The organism is Streptomyces sp. TRD_SC_5 (assembly GCF_056836825.1).
In genome coordinates this window covers 1-16,619 of the sequence record NZ_JBWZZS010000002.1, presented here as the reverse complement: position 1 = coordinate 16,619, position 16,619 = coordinate 1, and the positions used below count along the sequence as shown (strand labels likewise).

The window sequence follows — 16,619 nt, the reverse complement described above, 5'->3', positions numbered from 1 at the left end:
CGAGGCTGACGAGGTCGCCGCTGCGGCCGACCGCATCGTCGAGGGTCTGAATCCGCAGCGAAGCAGTCTCCTGACACCAGTAACTACCGCTCCACCAGCAACAATTTCAGCCCGTGCCTCGAGCCCTTCATGTGACGATTGTCGGCGATGCCTGCGGAGTCGTACACCCTCGGCTGGCGGGGGCTTCGTCGAGCTGTCAGGGAGCGGTAAGTGAAATCTTGTTGACCTGTCGGTAGTGATGATCTTAGGGTGCCCTGGTGGTTTCTGAGGCGTTGTTCGTGATGATTCATGTGGGGCAGAAGGTCGGGCACCAGCGGAACCTGGAGCACGGGATGGTGACGCGTTCCTGGGGTTTTCCGAGGAAGCCGGACTGGTACGGACGGCGGGAGCCGGACTTCGCGGTGCTGGTGACCGGGGCGGCGCCGCGGGTGCAGCCGGGGGAGTGGGAAGCGAAGTTTGTGCGGATGGTGCTGTGCAAGGTGCAGGTCGGTGTGTACGAGGGCACGGCGCCGCACTGGCCGGACGAGGCCGCCGAGGAGCGGGTCATCTACCCCTACCGGCTGGGCCTGGAGCCGCTGGCCGTGCTCGACGATGTGCCGCTGGGCCCGGACGGTCCGCTCAGCGCGGAGGCGTCGCAGGCGGCGCGCCGGTCGGGGACCCAACAGGGGGTGGGGTACCTGGTGGCGATGGACCCGCAGCCGTTGTTCGACGCGGCCGGCATTGAGGCCGACTGGGCCGCAGACCATGACGTCGCGCTCGCCGCGACGCCGGGGGTCACGCTTGAGCAGTTGGAGGGCCCCAACAGCCCCCGGCGCGGACGGCGGGGCGCGGGGCGACAGATGGACCCGGAAAAGCGCAAGGCGGTCGAGCTGTACGCCGAGGAGAAGGCCGTCACGCACTACCAGGATCCCGAGCGCGGCTGGACGGCGCACAAGGTCGGCAAGCCCTACGACCTGCGCCTGGAGCGGGAAGGGCTGGAGCGGCGGGTGGAGGTCAAGGGCACCACCGGCGCCCCCACCAGCGTGGAGCTGACCGTTAACGAGGTCTTCCACGCCCGCGATACCCGCCACACCGTCGACCTGTTCATCGTCAGCGACATCAAGGTCACCAAGACGGACGGCGCATACCACTGCAGCGGCGGTGACGTCCTGCTGCTCGAGGACTGGCAGCCGGCCGAGGAAGACCTGCGCCCCACCCGCTACCAGTATCTCGTCCCCCAGCCCCCCGCCGCCCCCCAGCCATAACCGCGGCCCGGCTCGCCCGATCTGGCCCCCTGCACCCAGGGGCGCGGCTGTACGACATTCACGCGCGGCATACGTGGGTGCGGACGGGCCCCTCCGGTGCCGGGCGGGGGACAGCCCCCTACGGGCCGGGTCCGCGTGCCCAGGCAACGCCGCCCGACCACCACCGGGCCGCACTCACCCCGCGCGGGGCCACCCGCGCTGCTTCATGAAACGCATCCGACCGAGGAGACGACGATGCCGTTACTGCGCATGTCCGTGCACGAGCTCGTCGACCGCTGTCAACAGGGCACGGTGGGCGATGATCTGGCCGAGTGTCACCGGCAGGCGCGACTGGGCCGGCTGGAGGACGGGGAGATACGGTCCTGGCGCAACAGCCTGCCCGCCCTGGCCCGCGTGCTGGACGAAGCCGGACTGCAGCATGTTGAGGTATTGATCGAGTACCAGCTGGCCCTGTCCAGCCTGCGGGCCGACGTGGTGCTGGCCGGCTGGCACCCCCACACGTCCCAGCCGTCCTACGTCATCGTTGAGCTCAAGCAGTGGACCCACGCCCGGGCCCTGTCCGACACCGAGGACCTCTGCCTGCCAGGGGTCGGCAACAACAACCGGGCCTTCTTGCATCCGGTCGCCCAGGTACGGCGCTACTGCCAGTACCTGCAGGACTTCACCACCGTGCTGGACGCGGAACCCGACGCGGTGGCCGGCGTGGCCTACCTCCACAACGCCGATACCACCGGCGTGGCCGACCTGCTCGCCCTTGAACCCGACCACCACGGGCGCCTGTTCACGCACAGCACCCGCGATCAGCTGATCACCTATCTGCAGTCGCGCCTCTCACCCGCTCACGGCACCGCAGCCGCCGACGAACTCGTCGACAGCCCCCTGGCACCCAGCCGTCCCCTGCTGCGCGCGACCGCGGAAGAGATCCTGCACGCCGACCGGTTCGTCCTGCTCGACCAACAGCAGGTCGCTGTCTCCCTGGTCCGTCGCGCGGTGAAGAAGGCCCGCGAAGCGGACAGCAAAGAAGTCCTCATCGTCACCGGCGGCCCCGGCTCCGGCAAAAGCGTCATCGCCCTGCACCTGATGCGCTACCTCGCCCACGACCGCCACACCGTGGTCCACGCCACCGGATCCAAGTCCTTCACCCGCACCCTCCACCATGCCGTCGGCACCTACAACCCCCGCGTCCGCAAGCTCTTCGGCTACTTCATGAACTTCGCCGACGCCCCCAGGAACGGACTGGACGCGCTGATCTGCGACGAGGCCCACCGCATCCGTGCCCACTCCGTCCGCCACCGCGGGGTACGCCAGATCGACGAACTCCTCGACGCCGCCCGCGTCCCTGTCTTCCTCCTGGACGACCACCAAGTCGTACGCCCCGGCGAGATGGGCAGCCGCAAAGCGATCGACCAGGCCGCCGCCGCCCGAGGCCTGCGCCCACGCCACATCGACCTCAACGGCCAGTTCCGCAACGGCGGCAGCCGTGCCTACGAACAGTGGGTCCTGCGCCTGCTGCAGCTCACCGACGAGCCCGCCACCGAGTGGGCCGACGAGCGGACCTTCCACGTCCGAGTGGTCGACTCTCCCCAGCAGATGGAAGACCTCCTGCAGGCCAAGGAGGCGCAGCACCTCACCGCCCGCATCACGGCCGGCTTCTGCTGGCGATGGAGCGACCCGCGCCGCGGCCGTCTGGTCGACGACATCACGATCGGCTCCTGGCGCAAGCCGTGGAACCTGCGCGGTGAGTCCCGCCTCGACGGCGTCCCCCCGTCCTGGCTGTGGGCCACCGACCCCGACGGCTTCGGCCAGGTCGGCTGCATCTACACCGCCCAGGGCTTCGAGTACGACTGGAACGGCGTCATCCTCGGAGACGACCTCGTCTGGCGTCAGGACCGCTGGCTCCCCAACCCTCAGGCCAGCAGGGACCCCGCGCTCAGCAGCACCGACCCCGCCACCTTCCTCCGCCTGGTCCGCAACACCTACAAAGTCCTCCTCACCCGTGGCATGTCCGGAACCCTCCTGTACTCCACCGACCCCGAAACCCAGGCACGACTGCGCCAACTGGTCCCCGCACCGACTGCGGCAGAGCCCGACCCGCCTGCGCCGGTCCAGCAGCCCACCTGAACCACAGCACCTGTCCAGGAGCGGTGTTTGTGATCGTAGGGGTGTGGTCTGGCATGGACTGATCAGTTTGGTGTGCGGCTTTGGTTGGTCTGGTCAGGCCGGGGGTGTGCCTCGGTGGCTGTGGCGTTCATGGGGTGTGGGGTTGTTCGCGGTCTTTGGACGTGCAGCTTCGTCACCTAGCGGGCGGTGGTGATCAGGTTGTCTCATCTGCGCTGGCGGATGGCTCATGTTCAGTGATCGTTGGAATGCGGTGCACCTGGACGCGCCATGATGCTGGCGCGGGTTGCCGTCGGCGCTTGGCCACCAGCTCACCTCGATGGCCGGCTGCGCTCTGAGGGCCGCTTTGTGCCGCCGATCCTTCCTGACCGCCGGAGGATGACGCTATCGAGCTCACCCAGCTCGCCACACGTCTCGAAACTGAGGCCGCCAGCGGAGCTCCCGACCCGGTGCGCCTCCAGCGCTGGGGTGGCTCCCGTCGGCATCCTCAACTTTCCCGTCTGAGCGGAGCGCTGGGAAGCTTGCTCGCCGCGTATACCGGGCTGGTGCTTCCCGGGCTTCCTCCCGCCTGACGCTGCGGCTAACTCCTCACGTGGCAGGCCCGGGGCAGATCTGCCCGGGCCAGCATCGACCGGAGCCCGTAGTGCCGAGCACCGTCTGCCTACATTTTCCTCTATGCGGATGCCGGGGATTGGCTGGCGCCGTCTGGGGCTGCGGGTGGGAGTGCTCCTGGTGGCGGGTCGGGGGGTGGCTGGGGGTTGGTGGCGGGGGCTGTGGCCTGCCGATAGCTGATGATTGCCTGAATTCTCTTCTCGGGGTCGCTTATCTCGTCCAGTGTGGCTGCGAATTTCTCGTCGACGAGTGTTCCTTTTCTTTGCCGGGTGTGTTCGAGGATCAGGCCGGTGAGAGGGATGGCGAGGTACGCCGCGATGACGATCGCTCCGACGGCCCACCAGGGCGCGCCGCCCAGGGCCCCGGCGAGTACGGCGGGTAGTCCGGCCAGGAGGCCGGTGATGGGGGCGAGGGAGGTCGAGTTCATCGCGTGGATGCCCTTCCAGCACGTGACGGCTGGGCCGCCTCATGCCTGAACGAGCCGTGCGGGGACGGCTGGGACGGGGAGAGGCGGCACAGGTGTGCCGTGGTGAGAGGGCATGCCGAAGACCGGCGTCGCCGCAGGGCGGGCCGGTGGCGTTTTACGGCAGGCCTGTCAGCCCCTTTGGAGACCGGTTCGTTGGTCCCGCGGGGTTTTTCGAAGGCTTTGTTCGGCGGTTTTAGCGGAGGTTTTCTTCGGCTTTTTGGGCAGGGTGGGCTATATAGCGAAGCTAACAAAAAGAATGCTAATAAAGCCCTTAAGCCGGTTCATTTAACCTTTTCCGCGCCGCCTTTTCTTCTACTCGCTGGCCGCGTGCATCCTCTTGCGGGCACGCCAGACCTGCTCACCAGTATCCGTCATCTCGGCGTCGCCTGGGGCCTGTTCGGGCTGATCAACGTCAGAAAGTTCACCCGGCCGAGGCCTGCTGACCAGGTCGGCGCCGGGTTGGTGGCGCTTGGCCAGGAATCAGACGGTGATGAGGGCTGCTGTGGTGAGGAGTTGCTGCTGGTTGGGGTGGAGGAGCAGCCAGCCGCGGCGCTGTCTCTGGGCCCAGCGGCTGGCGACGGGACTACGGGGATGGGTACGGGCGTGGTGGTAGGCGCGTTGCCACAGGATGGGCCAGGGCGGGTTCCACCAGGGATGTGGGAAGAGCGGTCGGCCGCCCTGAGCCATGCTCCTGTCCCTTTGTCACGCTGCCCAGTGCACTCCGAGGGCGGCGAGCGGCGGTGAGCTGTTCCTCGTCGAGCCGGTCGCGGCGGGCTTTGTGGTTGGCGATCCAGATCCCGGTGCGGTGTTGGGTGCCGTTGGGGAGGGTTTCGACGGCGGTGCGCCCCGGCAGCCGGCCTTCCCGTTCGGTGTACTGCCGCAGGGCTGTCAGTCCGCGCTGGAAGGCGTCCGCGCCCGTGCCCGGCCCAGTGGTCGGGCGCTGTTGTGCGGGGACGGCAGCGGGCTGTTGGGCGGGTTTCACGCCCAGTTCCCGCAGGCGCCGCTGCTGCTCGGCGTTCAGGCGCGCCCAGTCGCGTTTCTGCCGGGCGAGCCATTGGCCGATGTCGTCGCCGCGCCAGGTCACCCCCGGCACGATGTCCTTGAGAGCCGCGCCGGCCTCCAGCAGCCGGCTGAGGCCGGTGTGGTGGCGCTGCCAGCCCACCGTCCACCCCAACTGCCGGGGGTTCCAGTCGGGGTCGATGGCGGCGAGCTGCGCTGCGCGTCGTGCTGCCCGCTGGTGGTCTTTGCCGAGCCCGCCGGGCCGGCGGATGTTGGTGAGCCATTGCCCGACCGGCTTGCCGAGGGCGACAGCGTGCCGCGGGGCTGCGAGAGTTCCCGCTTGTGCGTAGTAGGCACGGGCCGCGGCCAGGTTCTCCTCGAACGCCGCGTCGGCGGTGTCCCACACGATGCCGAGCTCTTCCAGCTCCGCAGCCCGCGCCCCGCTCATGACCCCCGCCCGGAAAGCACGCCTCTGATCGGACAGCCACCTCCCCAGCGGATACGCGCCCTCGACGTGCTCGTAGGGAACATCGAGCCCTTGCTCGCGTTCGAAGTACCGGTGGGCCGCTTCCAAGCCGCGCCGCCAGTCCTGGCGTTCGGTGTCGATCACCTGGAACTTGACCCATTTTGCGATCATGACGGGGTCGCGCGGGGCGGCGAACCGCAGCAGGCAGCCTCGGATCGTCACCCTGTTCCGTCTCGGGGGCCTCACCGATCCACGCCGACGGATCAACGACCGATCTCCGGCTTTCCTGAGGAATAGCGAGCATTTCCACGGCACGCTCATCATGCGCCCGCAAACCTTCCAAAACTTTCACCAAAGGCCGATAAGAGGCCGAGGAAAGCATGTCTTCCGGCTTTTCTCCGGGCGCCAGGAATACTGGAACAATCAACGTTGCCAATTTTCCCTGTCCGGGCTTTTGCCGAAGGGCGCGCCCGATGGCCTGGACGATGTCGACAGCCGAACCCTTCGCGTCGAGCAGCGCGACCGAGTCCACGGCCCTGATGTCCACGCCCTCGCCCAGAACTCGGCAGTTCGACAACACGGCACGCCCCGCCCGCCGCCCGAACTCGGCCAGGACCCGGCCCCGATGCTCCATCTCGTGCTCCCCGCACAACCACTGCGCCCACACCCGCTCCGGGTAGCGTTCCGGGTCAGAAGCGTGCAGCCGCCTCACCACCCGCGGCAGGCCTTCGGCGAACGCCTGCGCCTCCATGGTCCGGTGATGAAAGGTGATCGTGGTCTGCAGACCGTGCTCCACCATGGTCTCGATAAGGGCTGTGTGCAGGGCGGCCAGCCGCTCCCCGCGCACCCGCTCCCGGTCCTCCCGCCCGGCGTCTCCCTCGCCGATGCCCTGCCCGTACAGCCGCGCCGGCGTGACCACAGGATCGGTGAGTTCCACGACCACGATCTGATACCGCGACCCTTGGGTATTGCATTGGGTGGGTGAGTTGTCGCAGGTCGTGAGGTCACTACGGTGAGGCTAAGCCTTCATACGCTACTCCTAACCCGGCGGTTTATCAGGGCAGTTGGAGGATTGATCCCGTCTGATGCAGGATTTGCCCAGGAGACGGGAGGTCCTGGGAGTGGGTTCTCGACACAGGAGCGATCTTGCCGGTGCCGCGCATCTGGAGCTGGTCGCTGGCGTGGTGCAGCTGCGGCCGCAGGACGCGATGGTGGAGGCAATGTTGCGGGGATGGCGTGCTCAGCAGTCCGCGCGCGGGCTGAAAGCGGACACGGTCGAGGCGCGGGAGCGGACCGTGCAACGCTTCTTGGAGTTCACGAACGAGTACCCCTGGGAATGGACGCCGGCTCACGTGGATGAGTGGTCGGCCTCTTTGATGGGGGAGAGACATCTGGCTCCGTCCACCGTGCGTGCGTACCAGTGCGAGCTGCGCTTGTTCAGCGAGTTCGTGACCGATGCACGTTATGGATGGGCCGAGACGTGTGAGGCGGAGTTCGGAACGCACCCGGTGGCGATCTGCCACGAGTGGAACACGATCGCTCATCTGAACGGCTATGAGGGGGATCCGGAAGCCCGGCCCTTCACCCGCGAGGAGTTGCAGCGGTTCCTCGACTATGCCGATGAGCAGGTCGATCGTGCGGTGCGCGCCAGACGCAAGGGCGCGCTCGTGGCATACCGGGATGCCACCTTGTTCAAAGTTGTCTATGGCTGGGGCCTGCGGCGCACGGAAACGTCGAAGCTCGATCTCGTCGATTTCGGCCGTAACGCGAAGGCGCCGCAGTTCGGCCGCTACGGGATGCTGAACGTGCGCTACGGAAAAGCCAAGCGGGGACAGCCGCCGGAACGTGCTGGCGGTGATGGACTGGGCGGTGGAGGCGGTGCGGGACTACGCCGAGAATGTCCGGCCGAGGTTCGGCTGTACGGAGCACCCTGCCTTGTGGCTGACCGAACGGGGCGGCCGGGTCAAGCCCGCAGAAATCAACGCCCGGTTCGTCGCCTACCGTGACGCGCTGGGTCTGCCCCGTGCACTCGTCCCGCACTCGCTGCGCCACTCCTACATCACTCATCTCACGGAGGACGGGGTGGACCGGCGGTTCCTGCAGCAACAGGTCGGTCACGAGTGCGACAGTTCTCTTGCCACCTATACCCATGTCAGCGACGCGTTCATGAACAGTGCTCTGCAGCGGGCGCTGGCACCTGCCTTTGCCGAGCCGTCGGCCGTAGGCGGGCACGGATGAACGCGAAGCTCGACTACCGATGGCACCTGCGGCACGTCATGGCGGACCGTGGCATGTTCTCCACCACCGACCTGATTGCGCCTCTGGCGGCGCGCGGCATCACCTTGTCCACCAGCCAGGTCTACCGGCTGGCCGTGGAACGACCCGAGCGGCTGAGCCTGAAGATCCTCATGGCGTTGCTCGACATCTTCGACTGTTCGATGGACGATCTCATCGAGCCTGTCGTGGCGGTCGGGTCCGCAACGAGGAAGAGGGCCGCTGCGGGCGGGGCCGGTGGCGAACACGGGGTCGGCGATCTGAGACCTAAACGTGCCCGTATCAGCAGGGCCGACGAGTGACCCCCGCATCCGAGGCCGAGTACGCCTCCGATCCAGTCCAGCGGATCGTCTCCCACGTCTGCCGCATCGAACGGCACCTTTCTCCGGACCAGGTGCGCGATGTCATCGTGAGCACCTCTTCCGAACGGTCTAAACGGCGCCGTCTGGCCGATGCGCTGGAAGCCGATCCGCACTTACTGCGTACCGGCCGTCCGCCGGCTCCGAAAGCTGTTGCCGAACTGCTCTTGGCCTTACGGGCAGCCGGCGCAGGCAATGTCGCTGCACCGCGTTGTTCACGGTGTGACCGTGAACAACGCAAGATTTCGTACTGGGCTGCCGGGGCCTGGGGGTGCGGTTCGTGCTTCGATGAAAGCAGGCCCTGCGCTGGATGCGGTAGGGCACGTAAGACCGTCAGTCGGGACCGGGAGGGTAAACCACGGTGCCATCGCTGCCCGGATAGCGACCCGCAAGCCATCCCCGCTCTGGCCGCGCTGATCAGGGACCGCAGCCCGGGTTTGAGTGAGCAGACGATCGATCGAGCGACGCAACAGGCATGCCGTTACGTCCTGCAGCAGGAGAGGATGGCCCGAGAGCTCCTCGCCCGGCCCGAACTTCTCACCGGCCAGGGGCATCGCGCTTCGCAGGCAGCGCTGAGGTTCATCGACGCACTCCTCGCCGCAGGTGCTACCGGGATCACCCGACCGTCCTGTCCCCGCTGCCACCGGACAGTGCGGCTACGGCCCCTGATCGACGGGCAGCGGATCTGCAGGACCTGTTACGGGCAGATCAGAGCCGTCCCCTGCACCGTCTGCGGCACTGTGCGGGATCCGGCTGCCCGGGATCCCAATGGCGGGCCGGTCTGCGCAGACTGCGTCGTCAACGACCCTGCCAATCATGAAGAGTGCCGTAGCTGCGGCCGCCGCCGCAGAGTCGCCACCCGTCTTGCCGATGGGCCACGGTGTGTCAGCTGCCGCCCGCGCCAACAGGTGACCTGCACCATGTGCCGACGCACGGGACCCGGCTGGGTCTCACCCGTTACCGGTGAGCCTTGGTGCGACGGATGTGAGAAACGCTGGGCCACGTGCAGCGGATGCGGTACCACCGCACCTACACGGGGCGGAACGCGCGAGGCCCCTCTATGCGCCCGCTGCGTCAACCCGGACCCTGCTGCCTGGAGTCGATGCAAGACCTGCGACGCTCCCTGGAAGCTCACCACCCGCACCTGCCCCAAGTGCGTTCTCGGCCGCCGGCTGCGCGGATACCTTGGCGGGCCCGGCCAGCACCTTCCCGAACGTCTCACTCCGCTGTACGAAGCCCTTCTCAACAACGGACGGCCGGACACGACCATGGCCTGGCTGAAACTGCCGAAAGTCATCACTCTGCTGCGCGCCATCGACGCCGACCCGCGCCCGCTGACTCACGCCACCCTGGACGAACTGCCCTTCAACAAGGCGGTGTCGCATCTGAGGGGCATCCTCGTTGCCACTCAAGCACTGCCCGCCCGCGACGAATACCTCACACGTCTGGAACATTGGACCGCCCAGGCCCTGAAGGACCGTACCGATCCTGACGAACACCGGATCCTTCACGGGTACGCCGTCTGGCACCACCTGCGCCGCCTCCGCAACCGTCTGAACAACGCACCCGCCACGAGGCTCCAGGCCACCAATGTCCGTACCCACATCACCGCGGCGGCGAATTTCCTGGACTGGCTCCGAGAGCAAAGCCTCGCCCTCGCTACCTGTACCCAGCCCGACCTCGAGCGATGGATCCTCTCTCCCAACTCCACCTACCCCCGTGAAACCAGCCACTTCATTCGCTGGTCCGTCTCTCACGCGCACGCCACGGGACTGACCTACCCCGCAGTCCGGTGGATGGGCCCCGCCCACAGCATCGACAGTGAACGTCGCTGGACCGACGTCCGGCGCCTGCTCCACGACACCACCCTCACCACCCCGGACCGCGTCGCCGGCCTCCTGCTCCTTCTCTACGCCCAGCGCCCCAGAACAATTTCCCGGCTCACCATCGACCACGTGGTTCTAGAAGGTGGTCACACCCGGCTCCTGTTCGGGAGCACGCCGGTCACCCTCCCTGAACCGCTCGCAGGTCTCGTCCGGGAGCTTGCTGACACACGCAAAAAGCGCTCCAGGCCCCACACCCCAGACGCAAGCCCCTGGCTGTTCCCCGGACGTCGTCCCGGCGAGCACATCGACTTCGCCGGCCTCGACGAGCGGCTGAAGAGAATGGGTCTGCGCCCCCGCCCGGACCGTTCAACTGCCCTGTTCACGCTGGCGGCCGGGCTCCCAGCAGGGTTCCTGGCCCGCATGCTCGGGATCCAGGTCGACGTCGTCGTCATCTGGCAGCAGATCGCGGCAGGAGACTGGGCCGCCTACGCCGCCGACGTAGCCCGCCCCCGAGATCAAACGCCTCGCTGATTCATCTGAAAGGACGCGGCACACGGGCTGGTATCCCATTCAGATGGTGGACTCAGTTATTCCAACTCTCGGAATACCCCCCAGTACCAGTGGGGACGTTCGCGCCTGCCCGAGGTGACGGGGGAGTGAGTGAGATTTCGACAGCAGCAAGCACTTCCGTGAGGCCATCGGCAGGCCATCCCCGCAGCTCCCAGCCCGCAGCTTGCTCACCCACCCGCCACCTCCTTGAATCCGGCCCGCCGGCGAAGGGCCGTCAGCACGGGGATGGGGTCCTGGTGCTGTGCCGTACACCCTTGATCGACTATGCGGCTCTCAGGCGGCGTTGTCAGTGGTGCCGCCTACGCTCAACGCGAGTGGCCTAATGCCTCCCGAACGCGGACGAAGCCTGCCCCACCAGGCGGCCGAACTCGGTGTGGGACCAGGGCTGAACACGCAAGATCGAGGAGGCACGATGCGGATCGACGAGGCGTTCGACGACTTCCAGAAGAGCATCAACGAGGACATCGACCAGACCAGGCTCGCCCGGGATCGACGCGACCTGTTCAAGAAGGCGCTGGGCAGCGAACCCGATGTCGCCGAGGTCTTCGGCTCCGGCTCGCTGAGTCGCAGCACCCAGCTCAAGCCCATTCACGACGTCGACGTCGTTGTCGTCTACGACGCTGTCCAGCACCCGGGCTGGGGCACCCCCGGCCTCAGCGCGGAGCAGGCCCTGGACCACACCCGCGGCCAGGTCAACCGTCTGCTGGGCAAGACCAATGGCATCCACAGCAGGGAAGTCTGGCGCGCGCTGCCGAGGAACCACGCGGTCAAGTGCTTCCTCGACGACTCCGACGACGACAGCGGCTTCACCGTCGACGTGATGCCTGCCCTCCGGCGGGCAGACGGCACCCTCCTCATCCCCGAGAAGCTGACGCAGACGTGGGTGCCTGCCCATCCTGAGCACCTGATCAACCTGGTAGCCGCCCACCAAGGAGAGTGGGAGCACTTCCGCCCACTTGTTCGCGTCCTGAAACAGTGGCGCCACGACGTTCCGGTTGCGGGCCGGATCAAGTCTCTCGTCATGGAAGTCCTCGCCCTCAACTGCATGCCCACCTCCGGCAACCGCGCCAGCGGGCTGCGCACCTTCTTCACCGCTGCCGCGGCCCGCGTCAACGAAGGTGTATGCGACCCCGCCGAACTGTGCGGTGAGATCCAACCCGACCTTGACCACGACGGCCTGCAGACCGCGCTCGTCGAAGCCGCCGAGCTCGCCGACCGGGCCTGTGCCGCCGCCGCGGCCGGCGACACCGACGACGCCCTGCGGCTGTGGCAGGAGATCCTGGGCGACTCCTTCCCCGCCCCGGCCAAACCCGCACGCCCCATCACCGGAGCCCCGGCCCTGATCACCGGCACGCCCGCGCTCATCACCCCCCGGCCGATCAAAGACGCACCCCAGGGATGACGACCAGCCCCGACCCTCGAAGGCCCACGCACCCTGACCCCATCACGTGGTGGGCCTGCGAGCCACGCCGCCTCGAGCGGGACCAACGAGAGATCACCGCCGCCCTCCCCGACGTGATCTACGACGGCGAAGGTGCCGGTAGCTGGCACGGCACGCTACCCCTGTGGCCGTTCGACAGACCCCAGCCCTCGCACCTCACCGACTGGATGGGAACCACAGGGCTGCGCGTAGCCATGGCCTACCCACAGGCCTACCCCATGGTGCCGCCCCACATCTTCCCCCTTGACCCGGTTCCCGAGCTGGCGGAGTGGACGCAGTCACGATGGCACGTCAACGGTGACGGCACCCTGTGTCTTCTACGCGCCGACGCACTGTGGACCGGCCGCGAGTCTGTTGTCGATCTGCTTCTCAAAGCCGCGGCCTGGCGGGTGGAGTACGCGCTGATGAAGCATGGGGCGATCTCGCAGATGTCCGACTGCGGCATCGTTGAAGACGATTGCTTCGACCACTTCCTCACTCAGCCGCCACCCACCACGGGCGGCGCGGACGAAAGCCTGACGGCTCCACCGGACACGGCACCGGACCACCACGACGCCGGGAGCGAACCCTTGTGCTGATCCTCGTTCCCCACCACGCAGCCGCCACCATCCGCCAGGCCGGCTCCTGGGGTCTGATGACCCTGCGCAGCAACCACGAAAGCCTGGCCGTCATCCGAGGAATCTCCACCCGCGACGGCTCGGTTCTCCCTGTCGACACCTCGCCCGGCCAGAACCTGCTCGCCCCTGGCGACGGCAGTCTGTCCGGCTGCTGGTACCGCGCGGCCCCAATGCTCCACCTTCAATGGCGCCAACTGCGCGGCAGACTCCAGACAGGCATCCCCCTGTCCGCCTTCCAGGAGCACCTCACCAGCGGATACAGGAACCCTGGCCTCAATCCCTACCTTGCCTTGACCTGCGCCCCGGACATGAAGGACGCCTTTCCCGAGCACGACGTCCCGGACATCGTTGCCTGGCGTGTCGGCCGCGACGGTGCCTACCCCCTCAACTCCCTCGTCGAGCCGACGGTTACCGGCATCGGCCAACTCCACGACCACTGGCCCGTGCAGGACCTTCAAGCAGCACGCGTCATGCTCGTCGGCACCGGCAGCATCGGATCCGCCACCGCCCACGCTCTCGCCGGCTACGGCATCGGGCATCTCACCCTCGTCGACCCCGACCGGCTTTCCTGGCACAACCTCGTACGCCACACCACTGCCCGCCGCCACGTCGGCCGTCCCAAAGCCACCGCCCTCGCCGAAGAACTCACCCCACTCCGCCCCGACACCACGGTCGTTCCCCTCGTCCTTGACGTTGTCGAGGACGCCGACCGGATCAGACCGCTGCTCGAAGCATGCGACCTCGTCGTCTGCGCTGCCGACGGCGTCGCCGCCCGCCGTGTCACCGGACACCTCACCCGCCGCGCCGGCATCCCTGCCGTCATGGCTTGCGTCCTCCAAGACGGCGCCATCGGCGAAGTCCTGCGACTGAGACCCTGGCCCCAGCACGGGTGCCTCACCTGCCGACGCCAGACCCTCGCCGAGCAGGGCGGCATCGACCCCGAACCTGCACTCGATGCCGGATACGGCACCGGAACCAGACACCGGCCGATGACCGCAGTCGGCCCCGACCTCCACCTCGTCGCTCACCTCACCGCCAAGACCGCCGTCGCCACCCTCCTCGAGCGCCGCGGACACCCCGACCAGCGGCTCCCCGGCGAACACGCACTCATCAGCCTGCGCCGACAGCCCGACTGCGCACCGCCCTTCGACCTGACCCGCACCGGCGAGATGCGATGGCTCCCCGCCACAGCCCCACGCCCCGGATGCCCCACCTGCGAATCCCCATGACTCCGCAACCCGTCACCGCCGTACACCTCACCCCACAAGCCACCCACGGCATCACCAACGAGCTCCGAATTGCCGCCCCCAACAGGGAAACCGGAGGCATCCTGCTGGGGCACCACATCCACGACACGGTGATTGTCCGACACGCTGGAACACCCGGACCTGACGCGGTCCAGACCCCCACCTACTTCCTACGCGACCTGGCCCACACCCAGACCTTGGCCGATCAGGCCTACGCCAAAGACCACAGCGTCTGGATCGGCGAATGGCACACCCACCCCACCAGCCACCCCGTCCCCAGCGCCCGCGACGGAGCCACCTACCACCAACTCCTCAACGACCCCGAACTCGGGTTCCACAGCTTCATCGCCGTCATCCTCAGCCTCCGTGCACCGCACTGGGGCATGACTGCCTGGACCTGCCACAACAACGCAATCACCCAGGTCGCCGTACATGGACTGCCGAACCAGCCAGGGCACCAGTAACGGCCCGATACCCGCGCGACGCACACAGAATCAACGCCACACCACCCCTCGCCCCCGGAGAGCGCCCATGGCACCTCTGCCAGGCCCGAGTCCCACCAGCGTCAGGATCACCGGCGACCACTACCAGTGGCTCATCGCCTGGGCCGGCTGTCTCACCCTCCTGCGCGAGAACGCCATCCACACCGCCAATCCCGTCATCTCGGTCGGCGTCGAAGCCGACGACGCAGGCAACCTCGACGATGTCGTCCTGCTGCGCCGCATCCCGCCCCACACCTACACCCAGGTCAAATACACCGTCAGCAGCTCCACACCCATAAATGAGGAGTACCTGACCAAACCGAGTCCCACCGGCGGCCCGTCCATCCTGAAGAAGATCGCCAGGACGTGGCGCACGCTCACTGCTGACGGCATCGACGTGGACCTCGCACTCATCACCAACCGCGCGCCCGACCCGAGCGATCCCCTGATCGCCGTGCGCGATGCCCGGACCCAGCTGCTCGTGCCCAAGGGGGCCGAGGGCACAGAGAGGTCGAAGATCGGCAAGGCGCGAGCCCGCTGGGCCGAGAACGCCGGGCTGAGCGAGACCGAACTCCATGACCTTCTCTCACACCTGCGCTTCGACCTGTCCCGAGAACTGCCCCATGTGCAGGAACAGCTGCAGCTCCTCATGGCTGCTTCCGGCCTTCGGTACGACGGCCAAGCGGTCGACGACGGCGCGAACTGGGTCGCGCAGCAGGTCCGCAATGGCCACCGCACCCTCACCCTCGACATGGTCAAAGCAGCCGTCGACAGCCTCAACCTCAAGACGGGACCCGCTCACGCGATCCTGTCGATCGCCACCCTCAAGCCCGACCCGCTCGCCGCCGAAGCCGACCACACCATCAACTGGATCGACCGGTTCGAAACCGACTCCGAGTACACCAAACGCCGCCCGCTCGCACCCGCCACCTGGGCACAGCTCCAGGACGACATCGAGGCGGCCCCCGCCCGCCTGTCCGGCCGCACCGACATCTCCGTGACGGGAAGCCTCCGCCTCGCCCCCGCGTTCCTGACCGGTACGGCCTTCCGCATGGTCACCGGAGCCGACCTCGCCGTTCTCCAACGCGGACAGCTGTGGTCCACCAGCGATACCTACGACACCGACTGCGACCCCACCGTCGAGGAACACGACATCGATCAAGGCGAGGATCTAGCTGTCGGCATCAACGTGACCGTCCGATCGAAGGACTTCACCAAAGACGTTCTCGACTACCTGCGCCAACAGAACACCCCTGCATCCAAACTCCTCGTCCTCACCCCGCCAACCGGCCCCAAGGATGACTCCGTCCCCGACAGCCAGGCTGCCAACGCCCTCGCCGTCGGAATCCGTGACACCCTCCGCCGCGCCACCCGCACCACCCCCCGGATCCACCTCTTTCTCGCGTGCCCCATGGGACTCGCCCTCCTTCTCGGCCACCGCTGGAACCGGCTGCGCCCCACGGTGGTGTACGAGGACGTCCGTACGGCCCAGGGCTACGAGCCGGCCTTCACCGTCGAGGCCTGACTGCGGGTTCGGCTGGGTGAACGGCGAGTTCAGCGTCTCCGGGCTGGGGTCCCAGGTTGTGGCGGAGATAGAGGGCGCATCGTCATCGGATTAGTGCACGAGCAGTAGGGGAGGCCTGGGTGCGGCCCAGGCACTCAGCAGAGGCAAGCGCATCTGAAACTGCAAGTCGACGACTTGGATGCGGAGACAGAGCGAGCTTGCGCCCTGGGCGCGACTGTGGAGGAGTACCAGCCCCAGAAGGGCGTACGGGTCCTGCGTGACCCTCACGGTCACCCGTTCTGCCTTTTCCTCCCGGGCGCTTGAATCCCCCTTGGCACCGGGGCGGCATCTCCTGCCTTCACAGTTGAGCCCCCTGCTCTTTTGCCGGTTACGT

At 67.4% G+C, this 16,619-nt stretch carries 12 protein-coding genes and 3 pseudogenes; 12 read left to right on the top strand and 3 right to left on the bottom strand.

The annotated features are described in order from the left end of the window. Window positions 1-257 precede the first annotated feature (257 nt). Together AC1P0E_RS32135 and AC1P0E_RS32130 are read left to right on the top strand one after the other, a co-directional pair. Window positions 258-1,244, top strand: a complete 987-nt coding sequence (locus AC1P0E_RS32135) for a protein NO VEIN domain-containing protein (protein ID WP_482745997.1) — start codon at window positions 258-260, stop codon at window positions 1,242-1,244. A 234-nt stretch (window positions 1,245-1,478) separates the two neighbouring features. Beyond that, the gene (locus tag AC1P0E_RS32130) at window positions 1,479-3,365 is read left to right on the top strand and encodes a DNA/RNA helicase domain-containing protein (RefSeq protein WP_482745996.1); all 1,887 of its coding nucleotides are present in this window, start codon (window positions 1,479-1,481) and stop codon (window positions 3,363-3,365) included. Between the two features lie 670 nt (window positions 3,366-4,035). On the opposite strand, the gene AC1P0E_RS32125 is transcribed toward AC1P0E_RS32130, so the two are convergent. The 3 genes and pseudogenes from AC1P0E_RS32125 to AC1P0E_RS32115 form a co-directional block, all read right to left on the bottom strand. Further along, complete coding sequence (locus AC1P0E_RS32125; protein ID WP_482745995.1) at window positions 4,036-4,401, bottom strand: hypothetical protein; 366 nt, start codon at window positions 4,399-4,401, stop codon at window positions 4,036-4,038. A gap of 622 nt (window positions 4,402-5,023) precedes the next feature. Beyond that, complete coding sequence (locus tag AC1P0E_RS32120) at window positions 5,024-6,127, bottom strand: helicase associated domain-containing protein (RefSeq protein ID WP_482745994.1); 1,104 nt, start codon at window positions 6,125-6,127, stop codon at window positions 5,024-5,026. 292 nt (window positions 6,128-6,419) lie between these two features. Next, window positions 6,420-6,539, bottom strand: a pseudogene (locus AC1P0E_RS32115) (hypothetical protein); the annotation flags it as partial. Window positions 6,540-6,990: 451 nt separating this feature from the next. Here AC1P0E_RS32115 and AC1P0E_RS32110 point away from each other — a divergent pair. From AC1P0E_RS32110 to AC1P0E_RS32065, 10 genes and pseudogenes are all read left to right on the top strand, one after another. Further along, window positions 6,991-7,308 (top strand): annotated as a pseudogene (locus AC1P0E_RS32110) (hypothetical protein); the annotation flags it as partial. Between the two features lie 454 nt (window positions 7,309-7,762). Beyond that, window positions 7,763-8,143 carry a tyrosine-type recombinase/integrase gene (locus AC1P0E_RS32105; protein WP_482745993.1) on the top strand — a complete coding sequence of 127 codons (381 nt, stop codon included), beginning with the start codon at window positions 7,763-7,765 and terminating at the stop codon, window positions 8,141-8,143. Next, a complete protein-coding gene (locus tag AC1P0E_RS32100; protein ID WP_482745992.1) occupies window positions 8,140-8,481 on the top strand; it encodes a helix-turn-helix domain-containing protein in 342 nt (113 codons plus the stop codon). The genes AC1P0E_RS32105 and AC1P0E_RS32100 overlap by 4 nt, the downstream gene beginning before the upstream one ends. Before the next feature lie 1,325 nt (window positions 8,482-9,806). Further along, entirely contained in the window at window positions 9,807-10,895 is a 1,089-nt protein-coding gene (locus tag AC1P0E_RS32095) for a hypothetical protein (protein WP_482745991.1), read from the top strand. 451 nt (window positions 10,896-11,346) lie between these two features. Then, a complete protein-coding gene (locus AC1P0E_RS32090; RefSeq protein WP_482745990.1) occupies window positions 11,347-12,336 on the top strand; it encodes a hypothetical protein in 990 nt (329 codons plus the stop codon). Between the two features lie 113 nt (window positions 12,337-12,449). Beyond that, window positions 12,450-12,953, top strand: coding sequence for a hypothetical protein (locus tag AC1P0E_RS32085; protein ID WP_482745989.1), 504 nt, complete (start codon window positions 12,450-12,452; stop codon window positions 12,951-12,953). Next, entirely contained in the window at window positions 12,947-14,221 is a 1,275-nt protein-coding gene (locus AC1P0E_RS32080; RefSeq protein WP_482745988.1) for a HesA/MoeB/ThiF family protein, read from the top strand. Before AC1P0E_RS32085 ends, AC1P0E_RS32080 begins: the two co-directional genes overlap by 7 nt. Next, window positions 14,218-14,703: a Mov34/MPN/PAD-1 family protein gene (locus AC1P0E_RS32075; RefSeq protein WP_482745987.1), complete on the top strand. Its 486-nt coding sequence runs from the start codon at window positions 14,218-14,220 to the stop codon at window positions 14,701-14,703. Before AC1P0E_RS32080 ends, AC1P0E_RS32075 begins: the two co-directional genes overlap by 4 nt. A gap of 67 nt (window positions 14,704-14,770) precedes the next feature. Continuing rightward, entirely contained in the window at window positions 14,771-16,246 is a 1,476-nt protein-coding gene (locus tag AC1P0E_RS32070; protein ID WP_482745986.1) for an SAVED domain-containing protein, read from the top strand. Window positions 16,247-16,390: 144 nt separating this feature from the next. Then, window positions 16,391-16,549, top strand: a pseudogene (locus AC1P0E_RS32065) (VOC family protein); the annotation flags it as partial. Window positions 16,550-16,619: the final 70 nt, after the last annotated feature.